The organism is Thalassoglobus polymorphus (genome assembly GCF_007744255.1).
GTDB classification, from domain to species: Bacteria; Planctomycetota; Planctomycetia; order Planctomycetales; family Planctomycetaceae; genus Thalassoglobus; species Thalassoglobus polymorphus.
Window position 1 is genome coordinate 2,486,095 of record NZ_CP036267.1, and the last position, 17,939, is coordinate 2,504,033.

Here is a 17,939-nt window from a genome sequence, read left to right on the forward strand (position 1 = left end):
CTTGTCAATTTTCAAAGCTTCCATGTTAGAACGATTCCATGAAAGGGATCATTGATGACCGAGTCAGCTCTTCAAGGTCAATTTGAGTCGATCGCCGGCTGGCTATTCGAGTCCCAGTCAGCGATTGCGTTTACCGGTGCGGGAATTTCCACTGAAAGTGGGATTCCTGATTTCCGTTCACCGGGCGGTGTCTGGTCGAAGAACCGTACTGTCTACTTCGATGAATTTCTTAACTCGGAAGCGGATCGATACGAGTACTGGCGACAGAAATCGCAAACGCATGTTGAGTTTGAGGCTGCATCTCCAAACAGTGCGCATCGCGTTTTGGTAGAATGGGAGACGGAAGGGAAGCTTTCTGCAGTTGTCACTCAAAACATCGATGGTCTGCATGTTGAAGCCGGTAGTCAAAACGTACTTGAACTTCACGGGACTGCCCGCGAAATCGGTTGCCTGAGTTGTGAGAAACGCTGGCCTGCCGACCCGTGGGTTCAACGGTTTCTTAAGGAGGATCGAGTACCCAGTTGCCCCGATTGTAGCGGGCTTTTAAAGCACGCTACCGTTTCGTTTGGTCAGGCATTACCGGAGGAGGTCTTACAACGTTCGATCGAATTGGCAAGCAACGCGGACCTTTGTTTCGCCTGCGGTTCATCTCTTGTTGTTCATCCAGCTGCCGGGATTCCAGAAGTGACAAAGAGGAATGGAGGAAGGCTCATCATCATCAACCGCACGGAGACTCCGCTCGATCATCTTGCGGACGTCATCATACGTGAGCCACTTGGATCAACGCTCTCTCAGATTCAGCAATTTTATATGGACCGTTGTTAGAGAATGCGACAAGTCTTCTTTCTTGAAACCGTCAAGTCGAAAACCGATTCATCATTCTTCAGAGAAGATCCTCCAAAAAAGACATCGTGAACGACTTGAGCGAACGTGTGGGGCGAGTTTTAGCACTGGTCTCAAGGCTGACTGTTCACTTCTCTGGTACAGAACTCTGGTACAGAGAAAGGTCGCAATTCCATAGGTTTTGAGATCACTTCTAGAGCATCTTTTGGATTGGTGTTCTGGTTCTGCCCCGCAGGCAGCTGTTCATAAAGGGATGAAATCGAGCTTCATCGGAATGACTGGGAATGACAAACAGTAAATTGCGTTCTGTTCATCGAGAGTTTCTTAAGGTTTCCATGCCATGGAGTTTCAGCATTGATTGAACAAGATCAGTTTTCGAATTCTGGTCATCATAGAAATCTCCGACGCCCGGTCGTCTGGGCGGTGACGGCATTGTGTATTGGCATTGTGGCGGATCATTTCTCAACATTGAGTTTGTCGGTGTGGGTGGGCTTGTTTTTGGTGAGTTCTTTGGTGGCATTGGTCAGCTTACCGTTTCAGAGATGGTCATTCGCTGCATCGGTGGCAACATTGCTGCTGCTGGTTGCAGTAGGTGGAGGGCGAAATCAGTTTTTTCATCACCATCGTCGTGCAGACAACATCCTGAGATATGTCACTGAAGAGCCCCGCACGGCAAGGATGTCAGGTGTGATCGTATCAAGCCTCGATCTGTATGAATCAGAACGTGGGCCAAGAATTCCTTCCTGGCTGGAGGTCGACACCAGTCGCTTCATTCTCAAGTGCGAACGATTGCAAGCTGGAGGTGATTGGGAATCTGTCTCGGGACGTTTGAGTGTGGACGTCAATGGACATCTCGTTCATGCACGGATTGGTGATCGAATCGAACTTCTCGGGAAACTCTCGCGTCCACAACCTGTAAGAAACCCAGGTGGATACGACTTTCAGGCCGCTCTTTCACGTCAAGGGATTGATGGGCTGTTTCGAGTGCGACACCCGCAGGCGGTGCAAGTTCTCGAAGATTCCAGTTCATTCTGGTGGCTGATTCCGCGATATCGAGAAACAACTCGTTTACGAATCAAACAGCTATTCGTCCAGAACCTTTCGGAGGAGACTTGTCGGCTTGCGCTCTCGTTGCTTCTGGGGGATCGGACTCAACTTCAAGACGAGATGCGTGATCGTTTTGTTGACAGCGGGACGATGCACCTGCTGGCGATTTCAGGATTGCATGTGGGGATATTGGCTGGGCTGATTTCGATCGTTTGTCGGGTCCTTGAATTTTCACCGCGAACGACCACAACGTGCCTGATCTTGACTGTCGTCCTTTACGCAATGTTGACGAATCATCGTCCGCCGGTTCTGCGTGCATCGATGTTGATTACAGTGATTTGCCTGGGGACGGCCGGGAATCGACGTATTGAACCGTACAGTGCACTGGCGTTTTGTGCAGCGATTCTGTTGCTTTGGAATCCGGGGAATCTTTTTGATATCGGAGCGCAGCTTTCGTTTCTCGCCGTCGGAGCCATTGTCTGGAGCAGCCGGGCTTTGGAGGCGAACCCCTTTCAGGCACAAACACTTGGCGTTCCCGTTTCCGAAGAATGGCAATGGGTGGGACGCCTGTCACCCGTCGTAAGTTACCTGTATCAGGGATACGTGGTGACCGGTGCTATTTGGCTCGGCACATTACCACTGACTGTGGCGACGTTTCATCTGGTAACCCCCATCGGATTTGTACTGAATGCGTTGCTCATCCCGTACATAGGTGTCGTGCTAGGCTTAGGGTATTTCTTTCTATTCTGCGGTTTGCTGATTCCCCCGCTGACTGTCTTGGTGGGCGGATTGTTCGATTGGTCGGTGCAAGGTTTGCTCTGGGTTGTTGATTGGGCTCATCATGTCCCGTTGGGGCATTTCTATTGTGGGGCGACTCCTGTTTGGTGGCTGGCTGTTTACTACATCCTTATTGCCTGGAATTGGAATCTTTATGGTTCGCGACAGTTGGTCAATGGACGGTGGAAGGTGCTTTCGGTCTGGGTCATGATCGGATTCACACTCGGGCTGCAAACTCCTCAGCGTGATGGATTGAAATATACGGTCCTCTCGGTCGGACACGGATTGGCGACGGTTCTTGAATTACCCGGCGGAGAAACGATTATTTATGACTGCGGCACTTTTGGTGATGGACGGCGAGCCGAGAGGACCGTCGAGCAGTATTTGCGTTTGCAGAACGTCAGTCACGTCGACGCGGTCATGATTTCACATGCAGATCACGATCACTTTAGCGGGCTCTTTAAGTTGTTTGAACGCTTTTCAATCGGAACTCTCATTGTGACTCAGCAGTTTCTGGACTTCGGGCAGGCAAATGTCGAGGAAATATGCAAAGCTGCAGCGACGCACGGAATTCCTATCCGAATCGTTTCTGCTGGCGATGAAATTGAGTTTCAGAAAACTGGAAATGCAGTCCAGTTCAAAGTTCTTCACCCATCGAGTTCGTTTCATTCCAAGTATGACAATGCGAACAGCATGGTGCTGTCTCTGGAGTATGCAAATCGACGCATGCTCTTGACGGGTGATTTGGAGAGAGATGGAGTCGAAGCTTTATTGGAACAATCGACCGAGCCATTTGATCTCGTGATGGCTCCGCATCATGGCTCAAAGTTTTCGAGTCCGCAGCAATTTTTTAATTGGGCAAATTCCAGTATCGTGCTGATTAGTACTGGAGATGCCTCAGTTGTTGATCGCTTGCAAGAACAGCTTGGTCCAGATGTCCGAGTTTTTGCGACACAGAAGTCCGGAGCGTTGACAGTTGAAATCAAGCAAGCTCAACCGCTTCATGTCGTGCCGTTTTTGAAGTAGAACCAGCCCGAAAACTACTGGAATGGTCGCTTTCCTCAACGTTTGAGAGAGCAATTAAAAGTTTCAGGATCAGTTCTAATAAAAGTGAACTTCACGGGCACGACAAGCATTGAAAATACTCAATTAAAAATTGCTGTTCGCTACGAGGCAGAACCTGAACACCAGTTCGAACGATGGTCTAACAGAGTCCCGCCCCTGAAGCAGCGATTACTCAGAGACAGCGTGCTGCTGGAGTTCTTCAAGTGATGCAAATTCAAGTGCTGACATGTGAGTTGCTTCCAGGACGACTTCGCAGGCGTGCCCGGCATCGTAGGCATCTTTCCATCTCGCTGCACAGACACACCATTGATCGCCAGGGGTTAAGCCCGGAAAACGAAATTCAGGAATAGGCGTTGAGAGATCATTTCCGGTCGATTTCGAGAATTCCAGAAAATCTTCTGTGACTCGACAGCAAATGACGTGCATCCCCATGTCCCCCGGACCGGTGCCACAACATCCATCACGAAACCAGCCTGTCATCGGATCTGTTGAACAGGTTTGAAGATCGCCACCAAGTACATTTTTTCCGCGAGACATTTGTTTTCAGCTTTAAGCAGGGAGAGTGAGCAACAGGAATCACCTGCAAGTTTAGCTGTACGCGATAACTCTGCAACAGAAGACCCGAGAGAGTTGTTGAGAGGAACTCATCAAGATTTGATTTCAAGGCATTTTTGGCACTTCTCGGGGACGTGAAAATCACCTTTACGACTGCAAAGACTGCTGGTCACGCGATTAAAAAAAAACAGCACCACTTTGAACTGGATGGGTCTCTTTCACTCTTGTGCAGATTGAAAGTGAAACCATCCAGAACAGTGGTGCTGTCGAAGTTAACAAGCCGATCGGGGGACTTTACTCTGACTCAGGAGGCTGTGGTCGATTCGGTTGATCCCCTGCTCGATCTGGCCGTCCGGGGCGGTCTCCATCAGATCCAGGACGGCGGCCACGTGGTGGTCCACCTTCCGGGCGTCCTTCTCCACCGGGGCGACCACTTCGGAGCATTTCACCGAACTCTTTGGCGTCAATTTTTCCATCAGAGTTTGCATCGATCCGTTCAAAGTTTTCGCTAAGTCTTCCTGTTGCTTCCTCTTTTGAGATGGCTCCATCTTTATCTTTGTCGAAGCGTTCTAGAAACGCTTCCGGATTGAAACCACGGCGTCGACCTTCTGGTCGGTCACCTTCGGGACGTCGGCCTTCCGGGCGTCTGCCTTCTTCGGGGCGGTCTCCACTCCGACGTCGACCCTCTGGTCGATCCCCATCCGGACGGTTGCCTTCTGGACGCTTTCCTTCCGGTCGATCTCCTGCTCGATTCATTCTACCTTGAGGGCTTCCCTCTGGGCCTCCGCTGAAACCCATCAGTTCGCGACCATCCAGTTCACCATCTTTATTGTGATCGAGTTCATCGAAAAGTCTGGCGATTCGAAGTGCTTCGCTTTGGCTGATTTTTCCATCTTCATTTGTGTCGAGCACTCGCATGAATGCAAAGCCTCTGGGACCTCTCATTACTGGCTGTCCTTCTGGGCGTCGTCCTTGAGCACGAGGTTCCCCGTCTCGCATTGGGGGACGCTGACGACCACGTTCTGGTCGATCGGAGTTGGTATCGCGGTCGCGATTCATTTCTTTTTTCGGACGATCTTTCTCAGTGTCACCTCTCTCCGGGGTACTTTTCTCTGGGCGATTTCCATCGCGCTGGCCCCGCATACGGGTAAGCTGTTCCAGAGAAATTTCATCAGTCCCCGCACGTTCAAACAGCCCGGAAAGCCGTTCGCGAAGTTGCTCAGGGAGTTCGTCTTTTGACAATTTGCCATCTTTGTTTTTATCGAGACGAGCATAGAACTCTGAGTTGCCCGGACGTCCGCCAGGTGCATCAGGACGTCTTGATCGCATCATCTTTCCGAGGGCTTGATCAAATTCCTGTTTGCTGAGTTCCTCTTTCCCTGCTTCTTCGAAGATGCGTCCCAGTCGCCCGAGGGCTTCTTCAGGAATTTCGTCTTTCGTCAATTTCCCATCTTTGTTCGAGTCGAAACGATCGAACAGAACGCTTGGATCGAACCGGCCCCGGGGACCACGGTCTCTGTCTCCACGCGGACCAGCGGGCGTCCCTGCAGGCCGCTCATCTTCTTTGAGCGTGGCTTGGTATTCAGCAAGTGACAGCTTGCCATCTTCATTTTTGTCTCCTGCACGAACAAGGCGTTCAAAGAATCTCTGTTGAGATTCAGAGACTTCATCTGCCGCTAGAATTCCGTCGCTGTTCTTGTCGAGGCTTTTAAAAACCTCATCAGATTCCTGTGCGATCGCGACAGCTGAAAGCCCACAGACAGCCAGCGAAGCTGCAAACCGGGTCAACGTTTTCATCAGTTTTATCCTACGTTTTCAAAATTCGTAAAAAGATATGACGGAGTCGTCATACGAATAGAAACACCTCAAACAACGAGAAGTTCCGAAAATGCTGGTGGTAACCCTGTTAATCTTGTCCGAATTCGGGAAATTTGTCCCAAATTTGCAACAATTCCAACTTACGACTTGAGACGAACGAATCTGGTCGACGTATAATAACGCACAGTATTATGTGGAGTCGGGCGGTAGAATTTACTGCCTCTGTTTTTCCTTTTTTCCAGCCTCCGCACTATTCCAAAATTTTGGAGAGAGTTCAGAAATGACTCAAACACTTGAACATGAGATCGAGTCGACCCAAGCCGCAGAACCAGATTCGCGACCCATTTCGGAAGTCGCTCGTGAGTTCAGCGACTACAACGAATTCAGCTATCGACCCGTGCCTGTGATTGCAGTCGTCGGATTCGTACTGACGCTGTTGTCCTCGATGGCACTCTTTGTGTGGTTGGCGCTTCCATTATGTTTGATTGCATTCGTCATCAGCAGTCTTGCATTGTTCGCCATCCGTCGAGAAAAAACTGCTTACAGCGGCACTTGGATTGCCGTTGCCGGAATTGTTCTTTCTGCGACGTTCTTCAGTTTTGGGCTCGGCTATCAGGTGTATACCTACAAAACGGAAGTCCCAGAGGGATACGAGCGCTACGACTTCCTCAAAGACATCTCCGAGAAAGGTTTTGTCACTGTGAACGGGCAGTCAAGCCTTCATCCCGATGTCCTCGACATGGAAGGGAAAGATATCTTCCTCAAGGGGTACATCTATCAAACCGGAAAAATGAAAGGGTTGGGATCATTCATCTTGGTGAAAGATAATCAGGATTGTTGCTTTGGAGCTTCTCCCGCATTGACTGACCGCGTCGGTGTCGTCATGGCGCCTGGAAAAGAGATCGATTACAAAGCTGGAAAAGTTGCAATCGCTGGCAAGTTCCGGATCAACGATCAATTCACAAATCAGGATCTGGAGCCCTTGTACGTTATCGATGGAGAATACTTCACGACTCGAATTAGCGATTTTTAGAACTGGCAAGTACGGTGATATCGATCTGATTGTCCATGTTCCTCGTCGGTTCAAAAGTCGTTCATGATGAGGTAAAGTCTGGACGTGCGATTGTTCACTAAGCGTGTTCAATAAGCCATTTAACCTTAAGACTCTTAAGGTTAAGATATTGTGCAATCCACCGCGCTCTTGCATCCATTGTACCCTGCATGTTTGGGCTGGCCTTTGAGTTGATCGCAGTTGGGATAATCCACTGCCACAGATCTCCTCAATGCAGATTTCCACGACACAGATTTACCTCAACGCGGTGAACCGCTAACTTAGAGGACGCTGACTAATAGAACATCGTTCTGTTCAATTTGTCCCATTCAACCGGGTGAGTTGCTACACGCCCGGAAATGTATCACAGTGATTGATTGTAGTGAGCATTTTCAGTTTGAAATGAGTGAATTCGAATGAGCACCGAAATATTAAAGTCGAGCAGGACGCCGACGGCCTTGCAGTCCCTTTCGAGCTTGATCGTTCTCCCCTTAGTGCTGGGCGTTGTAATTTTTTCGGGGTGTCAGAAGTCCGACAGCCAAACCCGGGAGATCACCGAGGAAATCAGTTCACCTGTCGAGCCCTCTGAGCAGACGGATCTTGCAAAAGAGCCTGAGACCTCACCTCTTGATGCCGAAGCGACATCTGATTCTTCCATGGAATCGTCTTCACAGACTTCCGAACCGGTCGCATCATCTGAAACTCCAAAATCTGCGAACACCGACGCGGAGAGCGCAAAGGAAAAGAAACCGACTGGCGAAAAGCCTGACGGAAAGAAACCCGACGAGAAGAAGATGGTGGATGATGATGCAGGTCCAGAAAATCAACCTGCATCAACAACACCGTCAACCGAAGATTCTGAAAATGCTTCCTCCGAAGAGGCTTCTAAAATTGTCAGTCTGCAGGCTGAAATGGATCGCCAGAATCGTGAAAAGCTGTTAGGGCTGAATCAGGACTCAGTTGCGGCTGAGCCGCGAGAGATCAAGCTTCTGGTCAAGGAGCGAGAGTTCACCAAAGAGAGCAAGCACGATGCCTGGCGAGTCACATTTGACGATATCGATCTACTCAAAACGCTGAACATGGAACCTGTTCCACTTAACGCAGAAGACTACTTGCCAGATTGGTTAACCGCTCTTCAAGGGCAGAAAATCATTCTGCGAGGATGGATGTTCCCGCCTGATGAATCTGAAGGGATACGACGATTCATGTTTGTGCGGGATAACCAGATTTGCTGTTTCGGACGGAAGGCCAAAGTGTACGACAAGCTGTGGGTCAAACTCCAAGATGGAGAGACGTCGAAATACATTCAGGGACGACCATTCGATCTTGTCGGTACATTCAAAATTGAATCTTGGCCTGAGGATGAACGGGACGAAAAGACCGGGGAATTTGTTGAAACCCTCGGACTTTTGTATCATATTGATGATGCAACGATTATTCAAAAATAATGATCGCCAAGATGTTGCACTCTCACGCAACCCTTCGGATCGGAATCTCAACTTCCAGGACACAAAGATGCGCCTCTACTCTCTCCTCTTCCGCCTCCCCAGCGTATTCATCGCTCTAGCATGTGTCACTGCGACGGCACTTGCCTGCCCATTCTGCGATGCTCCGTCGTTGACACTCACTGAGCAACTCAGTGCTTCGCAGGCTGCTGTTCTTGTGCAGTGGGCCGGTGGTGAGGAGGCTGATCGTGAAAAGAGCTTCTCCGGAACGACCAGCTACGAGATTATCGAAGTCGTCGAGGATGAATCGAATAAGTTGGAGAAAGGGAAGACGATCAAACTGGATCGCTACCGAGCCTCAAAAAAAGGTGATTTGTTCCTCTTACTTGGCACACTTACTGACGACCGAATCGAATGGAGCAGCCCACTCGAAGTCACGGAAACCAGCTACAATTACATGAAGCAGTCGCCGCCTCAGGATGCTCCTACACAGCAGCGTCTGGCTTACTTCATGAAGTTTCTGGAATATCCCGATGCGTTGATCGCAACGGATGCCTACTCGGAATTTGCTAATGCTCCTTACAAGGACATCGTTCCGCTACGCAACATCATGCCTCGCGAAAAACTCCGTGAATGGCTGAAGGACCCAGAAGGTGCTCCCAGTCGAGCGACCCGCACCGGTCTTTTTGGTCTGTTGCTGGGATTGAGCGGAAACGAGGACGATGCTGAGTTTATGAAAGCGAAAATTCTCGAGGAGTCTGATACCTTCCGCCTCGGCATTGATGGCGTCATGAGTGGATATCTTGTTCTGACTGGTGACGAAGGGCTCGACGTTATTGATGAACACAAGCTCCGAAACCGTGAAGTTCCCTTCAGCGAGACGTTCGCAGCCATGCAGGCTCTCCGCTTCATGTGGACTTACGGCGATAACCGAATCTCACCGGACCGCTTGCGAAAGTCGATGCGAATCCTGCTTGATCGTCCTACGTTGGCAGACTTGGTCATTGTGGACCTTGCCCGCTGGGATGACTGGGGCGTAATGGACAAGCTGATGGAACTCTACGACGACGAAGAGTATCAGGTTCCGTCGATCAAGCGGGCCATCGTCCGTTTTATGCTAATCGCAGAAAAGAATAACGAGACGTCTGCAGAAGGTGAGGTCGCAGACCACGTGAAACAGGCGTCAGCGAACCTGGAAAAACTTCGCAAAGAAGACCCCAAAACAGTGAAATCTGCTGAACGATACTTTTTCGATTAAGCAGAACAGTTTTGTGAATTGATGCCCCAGATAGCCCAGGTGCTCCACCAGAGCTTTCTGGGGCTTATTTTTTCAAAGATGAGCACACCGGTCGAATAGTGGCAAAATTGTGCTTCGAGGCTCAATAGATTGTCGATACCATGGATGGACGGCAATATTCGCAGGAGGGGAATCATGCGTTCGTTTTGGACTTTAATTACAGCTTTTCTACTAAGCGCATCTGTTTCGGCAGGTTCTCTTCTTGCATCCTGCCCATATTGCGGGGTGACGCCGCCTTCTCTGGCGGAGCAAGTCGCTTCTCATGATGCGGTCGTTCTCGGGAAATTTCTGGAGGGTGACAAACCGAATCGGCAGAAAGAATTTTCTGGGGCGACTCGGTTTGAGATCGTGAAAATCGTCAAAGGAGTCGACTTTGACCTCTCTCAGGGGGGAACGCTCAGCATCGAGCGATTTCGTGATGGATCAAAGGGTGACCTGGTCCTGATTATGGGCAACAAAAATGAAGATGCTGACGACGCGCTGAAATGGACGGAACTTATCGATATGACGGAGGAGAGTTTCGACTATATGGTCAACGCTCCCAGTCTGGACGTGCCTGTTCAACAGCGACTTGTCTACTTCCTGAAATTTCTAGAGCATCCAAATTCTGTGGTCGCTGCTGATGCGTTTTCGGAATTTGCAATTTCTGCCTACAAAGACATCGTCCCGCTCGCTCCTTTGATGGAACCAAAGCGTATTCGGAGTTGGTTAGAGAATCCTGAATCACCACCGGATCGAGTGTTGCGGACCGGTTTCTACGGTTTGATTTTGGGGCTGTGCGGTGATGAAGATGATGGAGAGTTCCTGAAGAATAAACTACTGACATCGAGTGCTGATTATCAGTTCGGGATTGATGGGATGACATCGGGATACATCCTGCTGACCGGAAAGCAAGGCTTCAACGTTCTTGAAGAAGCCATGATTCTGAATCCAGAATCTTCGCAAACTGATCTGTTTCAGGTTCTGCAGGCACTTCGCTTTATCTGGACATATGACCGTGAGCGAATACCTCAAGATGAACTCTATTCAGCGATGAGAGCCGTTCTAAAGCGACCAGAAATTGCAGATATGGCGATCATCGACCTCGCTCGCTGGAAAGACTGGGAGGCGATGGATCAGGTTGTGGGCTTGTACGAAAAAGAAGGTTTCAACGACCCTCCCGTAAAACGGGCTATCATTCGTTATTTGATGACTGCCAAAGGGAGCGCCAAACTCTCCCCAACAGAAGGTGAGCCTTCGCATGTTGAGAAAGCACAAAAACACTTAGAGCGCCTCAACGAAGCCGATCCAAAACTCTTTAAGCAAGTCGAGCGATACTTCTTTGAGTAGCAATCTGTGCCGAGTTCCTTCATGTGAACACTTCTCTTACGGGGCAGTCTCATGAATTGCACGTGATTCAGAGTAGTCTGCGAGGCGTTCGTTTAAATAGATTTGCAATTGTGGATCAGCGATTTTCATTGCTATTTGAAGCGTTTCGACAGCTTTCTCGAATTCTCCATGTTCAGCGTAAGCGGATGCTAGCGTAGAGACAATGTTAGGGTTTTCGAAGTTGGACTGCTCACAAGCCGCCTTCGCCAGTGAGATCGCACGTGGTGCGTTTCTCAGAGATTTGTCGTCGCAGACAATTAAATTCCAAGCCAGTTCATTCATGAGGATTGGGTCAGTAGTTGATTCATTCACTAAGCCTTCCAGAATAAGGATCGCCCTGCGGAAGTCTCTGAGTGCGCCGTAGCAGAAGGCGAGGCTTCGTTTTGCTTCTTCATAATCCGGTTTGAGGAGGAGAGCTTTTTCAAACTCTTTTCGCGCGGCATCGTGCTGATTCAAATTCCGAAATGACTTGCCGTGAAGAAAATAGGCTTTCGGATGGTAAGGGTGAAGCTGTACCAGTTTCTGAGTGTAAGCAAGAAGACTGGCCTCTTGAGAGACAGAGAGTTTCCGAAGGCGTGGGGTTTCTAAACGAATGCTACGTGGAGTCAGCTTGTCCGGGATGATCGTTCCGAACGAGAGTAAGTTTGTCGCAATCCCAGTGATATTTTCATCATTTATCACGGGCTGATTATTGACGTACATTAACGCGCGGTCCGGCCAGACTTCGAGGGTTAAACGATAGGTGTCGCTGATGTGTAAGATCGGCTTCAACTTTAAGATTTCACCGTCTGGAGTTTGCGAATTCAGGTGCGCCACATTCACCCCGTTCATGGTAACACCGAATTCAGCAAACTTCATTGACCGAGATTCTGAACTGCGCGACCCACCAAGAGCGATGGCAACCCGATTCGTGGGGGAACGCAACGACTCAACTGCAAAGAGTTTGACGACCACTTCAATCTGGTAGGGAGCGTCGAACTGAAAGTCAGGCCGTAACTGGAGGTTTCCGTGCTGTTGGAATTCACGAAGTACAATCGCCTTGTCATTTAAAATGTGAGTTTCATCGGCATCGACGAACCATCCTGGGAGACTTTCCTGGAATGTCAGGTCAACCCAGTCTCCTTTCTCGAACTGCTCAACTTGTACCTGTTTGAGTCTTAGTGACGTGACAAACAGTGCAACTTCTTGACGTGGATCTTTCTCGAGAATCTGGTCCACGACTTTCTGATCGGCAGGGAGATGGCTTGTCGTCAGGGCTTTGATCTCATTGGCAGCTGGCCCGGTCATTGCGAGAACTTCTCGGTGAAACGAGTCTCGATTTCGATGGGCCCATAGAAAGACATCGTTGGTCAGTTTTTTGCCATGCAACTTAAAGAGCTTGGCAGCAGGTTCGTAATTTTCCGATTGAACAAGTATCCCGGTCAGAAGGCCGAGTTGTTGTCCAGCCAATTCATGAACGGATTGCTGGTTTGGGTTCTCGATTTGCTCGAGATAAGCCGCTGCAAACTGACTGGCGAAATCTGCGATTTCGGGATTTTCTCCTAACTCTTCGTTCAACGGAGAGTCTTCCATGACATCTTCAACCGCGTTCAGGCCGAAACTTGGAACGGGCGTCTCCCAACGAGCTGTTTGAAGACAGAAATTGGCCAGTGAAAGAAGCTTGGTGCGTTGTGATTTCGCTTGAAGAGATTCGAAGTAAGTGTTGTAAGCATCTTGATGATCGAATTCGATGCTGATGACTTCCTGAAACCAGTCCTCAGCCGTCCATCCCGGAGCATCAAACTGGACAGCAATTTTCAGCAGTTCATAGGGGGCATCTGGAGACTGTGGTTCGAGTTGCCAAGCTCGCAAGAAGTAAGGAACGGCCTGCAGCAACGTTTTTTGTCGTTCGGAGTTCTGTTGCTCTAAAGTCAACGGAGCATCCGTCGGCTTTCTTTCTTCGCCGGCAAACCTCACTCGAAATTTGCCCATCGCAAGTTGTTTGTGGTAAATCGGAATTTCTGGGTGTTGAAACAGAGCTTGTAAAAATTCATTCCAACCTGTTCGATCGAGCTGAACGTTCTGGTCAAAGAGCAACCAGAAGAAACGTTCTTCGTCTTTTTGTTGATCGAGTTTTAAGAATTCGATCAGCGTGACGAGCATTAGCCGTCGCCGTGTTTGAATATTGTACCGGCTTTCTTTGAGTTCTTGCGAAGCGTTCAAGAACCAAATTTGAAACAGTGGAGCGAGAGTCGGGGCAATTTGCAGTTGAGATTCTTTCTGATGCAGTGCGACCATCGCGTCCAGAGCTTCCTGCGACCGGTGATTCTTTAGTAATACCCCTGCATAGCAAGCTCGAATCGTGTCGTCGTTCGAGCCATCTTCGATCGCTTCTTCAGCAAGCTGAGTAATTTCCTGAGGGATGTTTACATCTGCAGGCGATGTCCCACATTCCCAATTGATGAATGCAGTCAGAAACTGTTCACCAGCGAGTTTTGCTGTTTCGCTATCCTTGGTCTGGCTCAGGTAGTACTCGACAGCTTGAAGCTGAAACTGTGTGTACTTCTCAATAAATTCTTGGTGAAGATGGGCATCTGCTGATTTGGGGAACAGGTTTTCCTGATCGGTGTGAGCCTGTTTTCGGGCCTTGATGAAATCCAGGACAAGCGGTTCTGAAGCTTTCAAGTCGGTGTTTAGCTCATTGAAAGCTGATTGAATGACATTTGAGATGTTTTGCTGACCAGCAGCATCCTGTGTCTGTGCCTGCTCTTGATTTCCCGGACTGGGGCTAAAAAACAGATGGCTGTAGCGAACAAAAAAAGCCAATCCTCCGATGAGAAATAGCGGAAGGATCCACGTTGTGTTCCTTTGCACTTGCGTTCGCATGTTTGACCCTGTGTCCTGAGGCGAAGTTACTAGAACTGATCCTGAAACTTGAAATTGCTCTCTCAATCATTGAGAAAAGTCATCATTCCACAAGTTTACGGACCGGTTCTAAATTGTTGTTGAGAATTTCGATTTCATTATTGTTCTGGCAGTGAAAATCAATCTGTTTGAATCAAAATGACTCAACGTGGAGGCACATGAGGTCGTGCAGAATAATCATTACGGGCAGCAATGAGCAAACCGAAACAGCTGAGCGTGACTGAGTTCGAAAAAAATCGGTCACAGACGCGAGCAAATGCATTGGGGCAAGTGCAATGTTGGTCTTCAAGTTCTGTCTCGTGGCGAGTCGTCCATGAAGTCTCGAAGCACTTCTTCACGGGTACGACTCTTCACGGGCACCACACGCATTGAAAATTCGCTAACGGTTGGGGGCTGCGATCATGTCGATATGAATGGTCATCTTTTCAGCTGCCATCTTTTTCATCATGCTTTTTGAGGCGGCTGGCGGGCGTTCAGGGTCGTAGTAGTTTGGGCGAAGTTTGTTTAGCTGGCTACTTGAATCCGCCGCCGAGACGTAGTACGTCGCCTTCGCCAAATGTTTGAGGTCCGAACCCGCCTTCTTTAAAGTGGATTCAAGCGATTGATAGATATTGAGAACCTGCTCTGCACCTGAGCCAACTTCTTGGGCAAAAAGGCCGGAAACGTAAATGCGGTCTTGGCCGTGAATTCGAGCTAAACGACTGTAGACAGGTGAGGATCGCATTCCCGGGGGTGTTGCATAGCTCACGGATTTTTCTGATTCAGCCGCAGGTGCCCAGGCGACAAGTTCAATCTCGATCTCTCGCGAACCGGAGATCCATTCGACATGTGAAACCGGTGGGACTGCGGAATCACCGAAAAACTTTGCCAACTCTTGATTCACAATGGCGACGTCTGACATCGGTGTGAGGAAGCATTTGATTTGGACGACGTGTTGCTTATCTAACTCAAGGAATTGCAAAGTCCTTTCCAACGATAAGAGTGTCTCTTTTGTGCCTTCTACAAGATCGCCTGGTTCTGCCTGACCGGAAACGTACACGACATCTCCTGCAGGGAGTAAACTGCTATCGGCAGTACCATTTGGGTTTTCGTCGGGAGTGCCTGTCTTTTGAGAAAGTAAACGCTGATCGCTGCTCTGTTTCGAAATGAAAACTGCGTCGAGTCCAACCTGAGCCTGCTCTACCGGAAGCGGAGTTGCGACCCAAGTCACGGCGGGGAGAGTGTCGCCGAACCAGTTTCGGATTGCAGCCTCAAAGACTTCGCGAGCTTTGACATCGGTGACATACGCGTTCAGTTGAACCACGTGGGTTTTGTCTGAATCGACGTCCTTCAGGATCTGGGCCAATCTGCTGAGTACAGACTGGCATTGAGAGGGAGTCGTCTCTGAATTGTTTTTGGGAAGGATCTGCGTGGTGTGCCCGAAAGTTTCGGCGTGGACGCGAATCGCTGCGGGAAAGTCTTTGTTGTTCTCGGAGGGAATTCTCCGAATCCGATCGCTGTTCTTTTCGGCGTTTTGTTTGGCGTTCTGTTGGGCGGCTCCTTGAGGGCTTCCAACAAGTGAAAACATGGCCAGCAGGCAGCCAGTAATGAGCATCAATTTCGGACGAACAACCATGGTCCTCGCTCTTTTCTATTGTCTTGAAAAATAAACCAACAGCACTTCAGATCGTGAAGTGCTGTTGGTTAAGAGTCAAACTCTCGGAAACGGATACTACTTTTTCTTCAGCGTGTAGATTCCTTTGCCGTTGTTTGTGACGATGCAGAAATAGATTTCGCCTTCTGCGTCTTCACCAAAGGTGACGATCGGCATCTTAGGGCTCGGGATCGCCAGATTGGAATTCACTTTTCCTTTTTCGGCATCGTAATCGAGTGCCCAAATTTGACCCGAAACGTAGTCTGCATAAATATACTTGCCAACTAATTCGGGAAGTTTTGAGCCACGGTATACGAGCCCGCCTGTGATTGACTTTCCAACACCGTGATCGTATTCCCAAATCGGATCAATCACTTCGCTCGGATTAGCGGCTTTCGAACCAAATGGATGGGTTCCTTCTTTCATGTTCCAACCATAGTTCCCGCCTTTGCGAATGATATTGATCTCTTCCCACAAGTTTTGGCCAACATCCGCACACCACAGCGCTCCACTTTCACGGTCGAATGAAATTCGCCAGGTATTTCGTAAACCGTTGGCGTAAATTTCTGGACGAGCCTCTTTATTCCTGATGAAAGGATTGTCTGCTGGGATCGAATAGTTTTTGCCGTCCTGCTTGGCATTGACGTCGATTCGCAAAATCGAACCAAGCAAACTGGAAAGGTTTTGAGCATTGTCGTATGGGTCATTCCCACTGCCGCCGTCTCCGAGTCCGATGTACAAGTACCCATCTGGCCCAAAAGCGAGCGTGCCGCCGTTGTGGTTCCAGAATGGCTGTTCGATCCGCATGATTTCAACTTCGGAGTTCGGATCGACTTGGTTTGGATTCTCTTTGGAGACTGTGAACTTCGAGATTACCGAAATCTGTCCCGGGACGGTGGTGTAGTAAACGTAGACTTCTCCGTTCTCTTTGAAGTTCGGATGGAAAGCCATCCCCAGGAAGCCTTCTTCGTTCTGACGATCGGAGTAGTTCACTTTACTTCGCAGGTCCAGAAAGACGTGAGATTCTGTGACCTTCGGATCATTCTTGAATGTGTAAATCACACCGTGCTGTTCCATCACGAACAGACGCCCGGATTCGTCACCGGCATATGTGACCACGACGGGGCGAATGGACTGTGGACGACCACGTTCATCAACGGGCTCCCAGTTGGCCCATTTCAGATTTGGAAAAGCGAGGACAGGTTCGAGTTCAAGTGTTCCAGAGACTGGATTTTTGACAGCGTTGTCTTTTGAGAGGTCGCGAATTTTGATGTTCCGGAATGCGACTTCATTGCCATGGTCCTGCAGTGCGATATGCCCTGAATTTGGTTTCCCAAAGTTTTCGAATTTCGCAAATTTACTCGCTGCGACTCGCTTGTTCCAATCGTCGTCCCCCTTCTTGAAACGTGCATAACGGACACCGTTCATGTTGATTTCGGATTGGTTGGGAGTGATTCGAATATGTAGCTGATTCCACTCTCCTGCAGGGCGAGTCGCATCGACGGTTTCCCCTGTCGCAGGGTCTCCCGGAGGTTGATAAAGTTGATACAGCCATCCCGATTTCTGGGGATCGTGTCCATCGACATTGTCTTGGATTTGAATTTCGGGACCGGTTCGCCACGGAGTCGCTTCCGTCTCGGTGACGTGGAACATCAAGCCACTGTTCCCTGCTTTGGAGATTTTGTAATCGAGCATCAACTCGAATGCGGAATATTGTTGTTTCGTGATGATGTCACCAGCCCCGCCAGCGGCGCGGACTAAAGCACCATCCTTTACGACCCAACCACTGTTGAGTGTATCTTTTTTGTAGTTGCGGAAATTCTCGGCGGTTTTTCCATCGAAGAGAAGTTCCCAACCAGACATCTTCTCTGAGAGGGAAAGTGTGTTTGGGGATTCAGCAAAAAGGTGGGAACAGGTGAGGCTTCCCAAGACGGTAGCCAGGAGGATTGTTTGCTTCATGATGGCCTTACCAAATGTTAAGTTGCTTTAGAACTGATCCTGAAACCTGAATTTGCTCTCTCGAACATGGAGAGAGGTTGCTGTTTCAGAGGTTTTCGGACTGGTTCTAGTAAAATTCTAAGATTCCTGAGTCGTCCCGATGAGAAGTGGAGTGCAAATTCGTTTAAGAATGAGCGA

The 17,939-nt window shown here is 49.3% G+C and carries 11 protein-coding genes; 6 read left to right on the forward strand and 5 right to left on the reverse strand.

Features of this window, described 5'->3' with window-relative positions:
* Window positions 1–54: 54 nt before the first annotated feature.
* Both Mal48_RS09000 and Mal48_RS09005 read left to right on the forward strand, forming a co-directional pair.
* Complete coding sequence (locus Mal48_RS09000; protein WP_145198152.1) at window positions 55–825, forward strand: SIR2 family NAD-dependent protein deacylase; 771 nt, start codon at window positions 55–57, stop codon at window positions 823–825.
* A 372-nt stretch (window positions 826–1,197) separates the two neighbouring features.
* The gene (locus Mal48_RS09005) at window positions 1,198–3,693 is read left to right on the forward strand and encodes a DNA internalization-related competence protein ComEC/Rec2 (protein ID WP_197442191.1); all 2,496 of its coding nucleotides are present in this window, start codon (window positions 1,198–1,200) and stop codon (window positions 3,691–3,693) included.
* 207 nt (window positions 3,694–3,900) lie between these two features.
* Here the strand turns inward: Mal48_RS09005 and Mal48_RS09010 are convergent, their stop codons facing one another.
* Together Mal48_RS09010 and Mal48_RS09015 are read right to left on the reverse strand one after the other, a co-directional pair.
* A complete protein-coding gene (locus Mal48_RS09010; protein WP_145198157.1) occupies window positions 3,901–4,269 on the reverse strand; it encodes a DUF2237 family protein in 369 nt (122 codons plus the stop codon).
* Between the two features lie 312 nt (window positions 4,270–4,581).
* Window positions 4,582–6,084 (reverse strand): hypothetical protein, encoded by a 1,503-nt coding sequence (locus Mal48_RS09015; RefSeq protein ID WP_145198159.1) that lies wholly within the window; start codon window positions 6,082–6,084, stop codon window positions 4,582–4,584.
* Between the two features lie 301 nt (window positions 6,085–6,385).
* Here Mal48_RS09015 and Mal48_RS09020 point away from each other — a divergent pair, with 301 nt between their 5' ends.
* From Mal48_RS09020 to Mal48_RS09035, 4 genes are all read left to right on the forward strand, one after another.
* Window positions 6,386–7,138, forward strand: a complete 753-nt coding sequence (locus Mal48_RS09020; protein WP_145198160.1) for a hypothetical protein — start codon at window positions 6,386–6,388, stop codon at window positions 7,136–7,138.
* Between the two features lie 434 nt (window positions 7,139–7,572).
* Window positions 7,573–8,604, forward strand: coding sequence for a hypothetical protein (locus Mal48_RS09025; RefSeq protein WP_145198162.1), 1,032 nt, complete (start codon window positions 7,573–7,575; stop codon window positions 8,602–8,604).
* Between the two features lie 67 nt (window positions 8,605–8,671).
* Window positions 8,672–9,859: a hypothetical protein gene (locus Mal48_RS09030; RefSeq protein ID WP_145198164.1), complete on the forward strand. Its 1,188-nt coding sequence runs from the start codon at window positions 8,672–8,674 to the stop codon at window positions 9,857–9,859.
* Window positions 9,860–10,033: 174 nt separating this feature from the next.
* Window positions 10,034–11,227: a hypothetical protein gene (locus Mal48_RS09035; RefSeq protein ID WP_145198166.1), complete on the forward strand. Its 1,194-nt coding sequence runs from the start codon at window positions 10,034–10,036 to the stop codon at window positions 11,225–11,227.
* Window positions 11,228–11,263: 36 nt separating this feature from the next.
* On the opposite strand, the gene Mal48_RS09040 is transcribed toward Mal48_RS09035, so the two are convergent.
* The 3 genes from Mal48_RS09040 to Mal48_RS09050 all read right to left on the reverse strand — a co-directional run bounded on the left by Mal48_RS09040 (window position 11,264) and on the right by Mal48_RS09050 (window position 17,762).
* A complete protein-coding gene (locus tag Mal48_RS09040; protein WP_145198168.1) occupies window positions 11,264–14,131 on the reverse strand; it encodes a tetratricopeptide repeat protein in 2,868 nt (955 codons plus the stop codon).
* Between the two features lie 418 nt (window positions 14,132–14,549).
* A complete protein-coding gene (locus Mal48_RS09045; protein ID WP_145198170.1) occupies window positions 14,550–15,785 on the reverse strand; it encodes a RidA family protein in 1,236 nt (411 codons plus the stop codon).
* 96 nt (window positions 15,786–15,881) lie between these two features.
* A complete protein-coding gene (locus Mal48_RS09050; RefSeq protein ID WP_145198172.1) occupies window positions 15,882–17,762 on the reverse strand; it encodes a family 16 glycoside hydrolase in 1,881 nt (626 codons plus the stop codon).
* Between the last annotated feature and the right edge of the window lie 177 nt (window positions 17,763–17,939).

What these genes read in the sequence shown, in the direction of transcription:
- Mal48_RS09000 (WP_145198152.1), top strand. Translation starts at nt 55, where the DNA reads ATGACCGAGTCAGCTCTTCAAGGTCAATTTGAGTCGATCGCCGGCTGG.
- Mal48_RS09010 (WP_145198157.1), bottom strand. Translation starts at nt 4,269, where the DNA reads ATGTCTCGCGGAAAAAATGTACTTGGTGGCGATCTTCAAACCTGTTCA.
- Mal48_RS09015 (WP_145198159.1), bottom strand. Translation starts at nt 6,084, where the DNA reads ATGAAAACGTTGACCCGGTTTGCAGCTTCGCTGGCTGTCTGTGGGCTT.
- Mal48_RS09020 (WP_145198160.1), top strand. Translation starts at nt 6,386, where the DNA reads ATGACTCAAACACTTGAACATGAGATCGAGTCGACCCAAGCCGCAGAA.
- Mal48_RS09025 (WP_145198162.1), top strand. Translation starts at nt 7,573, where the DNA reads ATGAGCACCGAAATATTAAAGTCGAGCAGGACGCCGACGGCCTTGCAG.
- Mal48_RS09030 (WP_145198164.1), top strand. Translation starts at nt 8,672, where the DNA reads ATGCGCCTCTACTCTCTCCTCTTCCGCCTCCCCAGCGTATTCATCGCT.
- Mal48_RS09035 (WP_145198166.1), top strand. Translation starts at nt 10,034, where the DNA reads ATGCGTTCGTTTTGGACTTTAATTACAGCTTTTCTACTAAGCGCATCT.
- Mal48_RS09040 (WP_145198168.1), bottom strand. Translation starts at nt 14,131, where the DNA reads ATGCGAACGCAAGTGCAAAGGAACACAACGTGGATCCTTCCGCTATTT.
- Mal48_RS09045 (WP_145198170.1), bottom strand. Translation starts at nt 15,785, where the DNA reads ATGGTTGTTCGTCCGAAATTGATGCTCATTACTGGCTGCCTGCTGGCC.
- Mal48_RS09050 (WP_145198172.1), bottom strand. Translation starts at nt 17,762, where the DNA reads ATGAAGCAAACAATCCTCCTGGCTACCGTCTTGGGAAGCCTCACCTGT.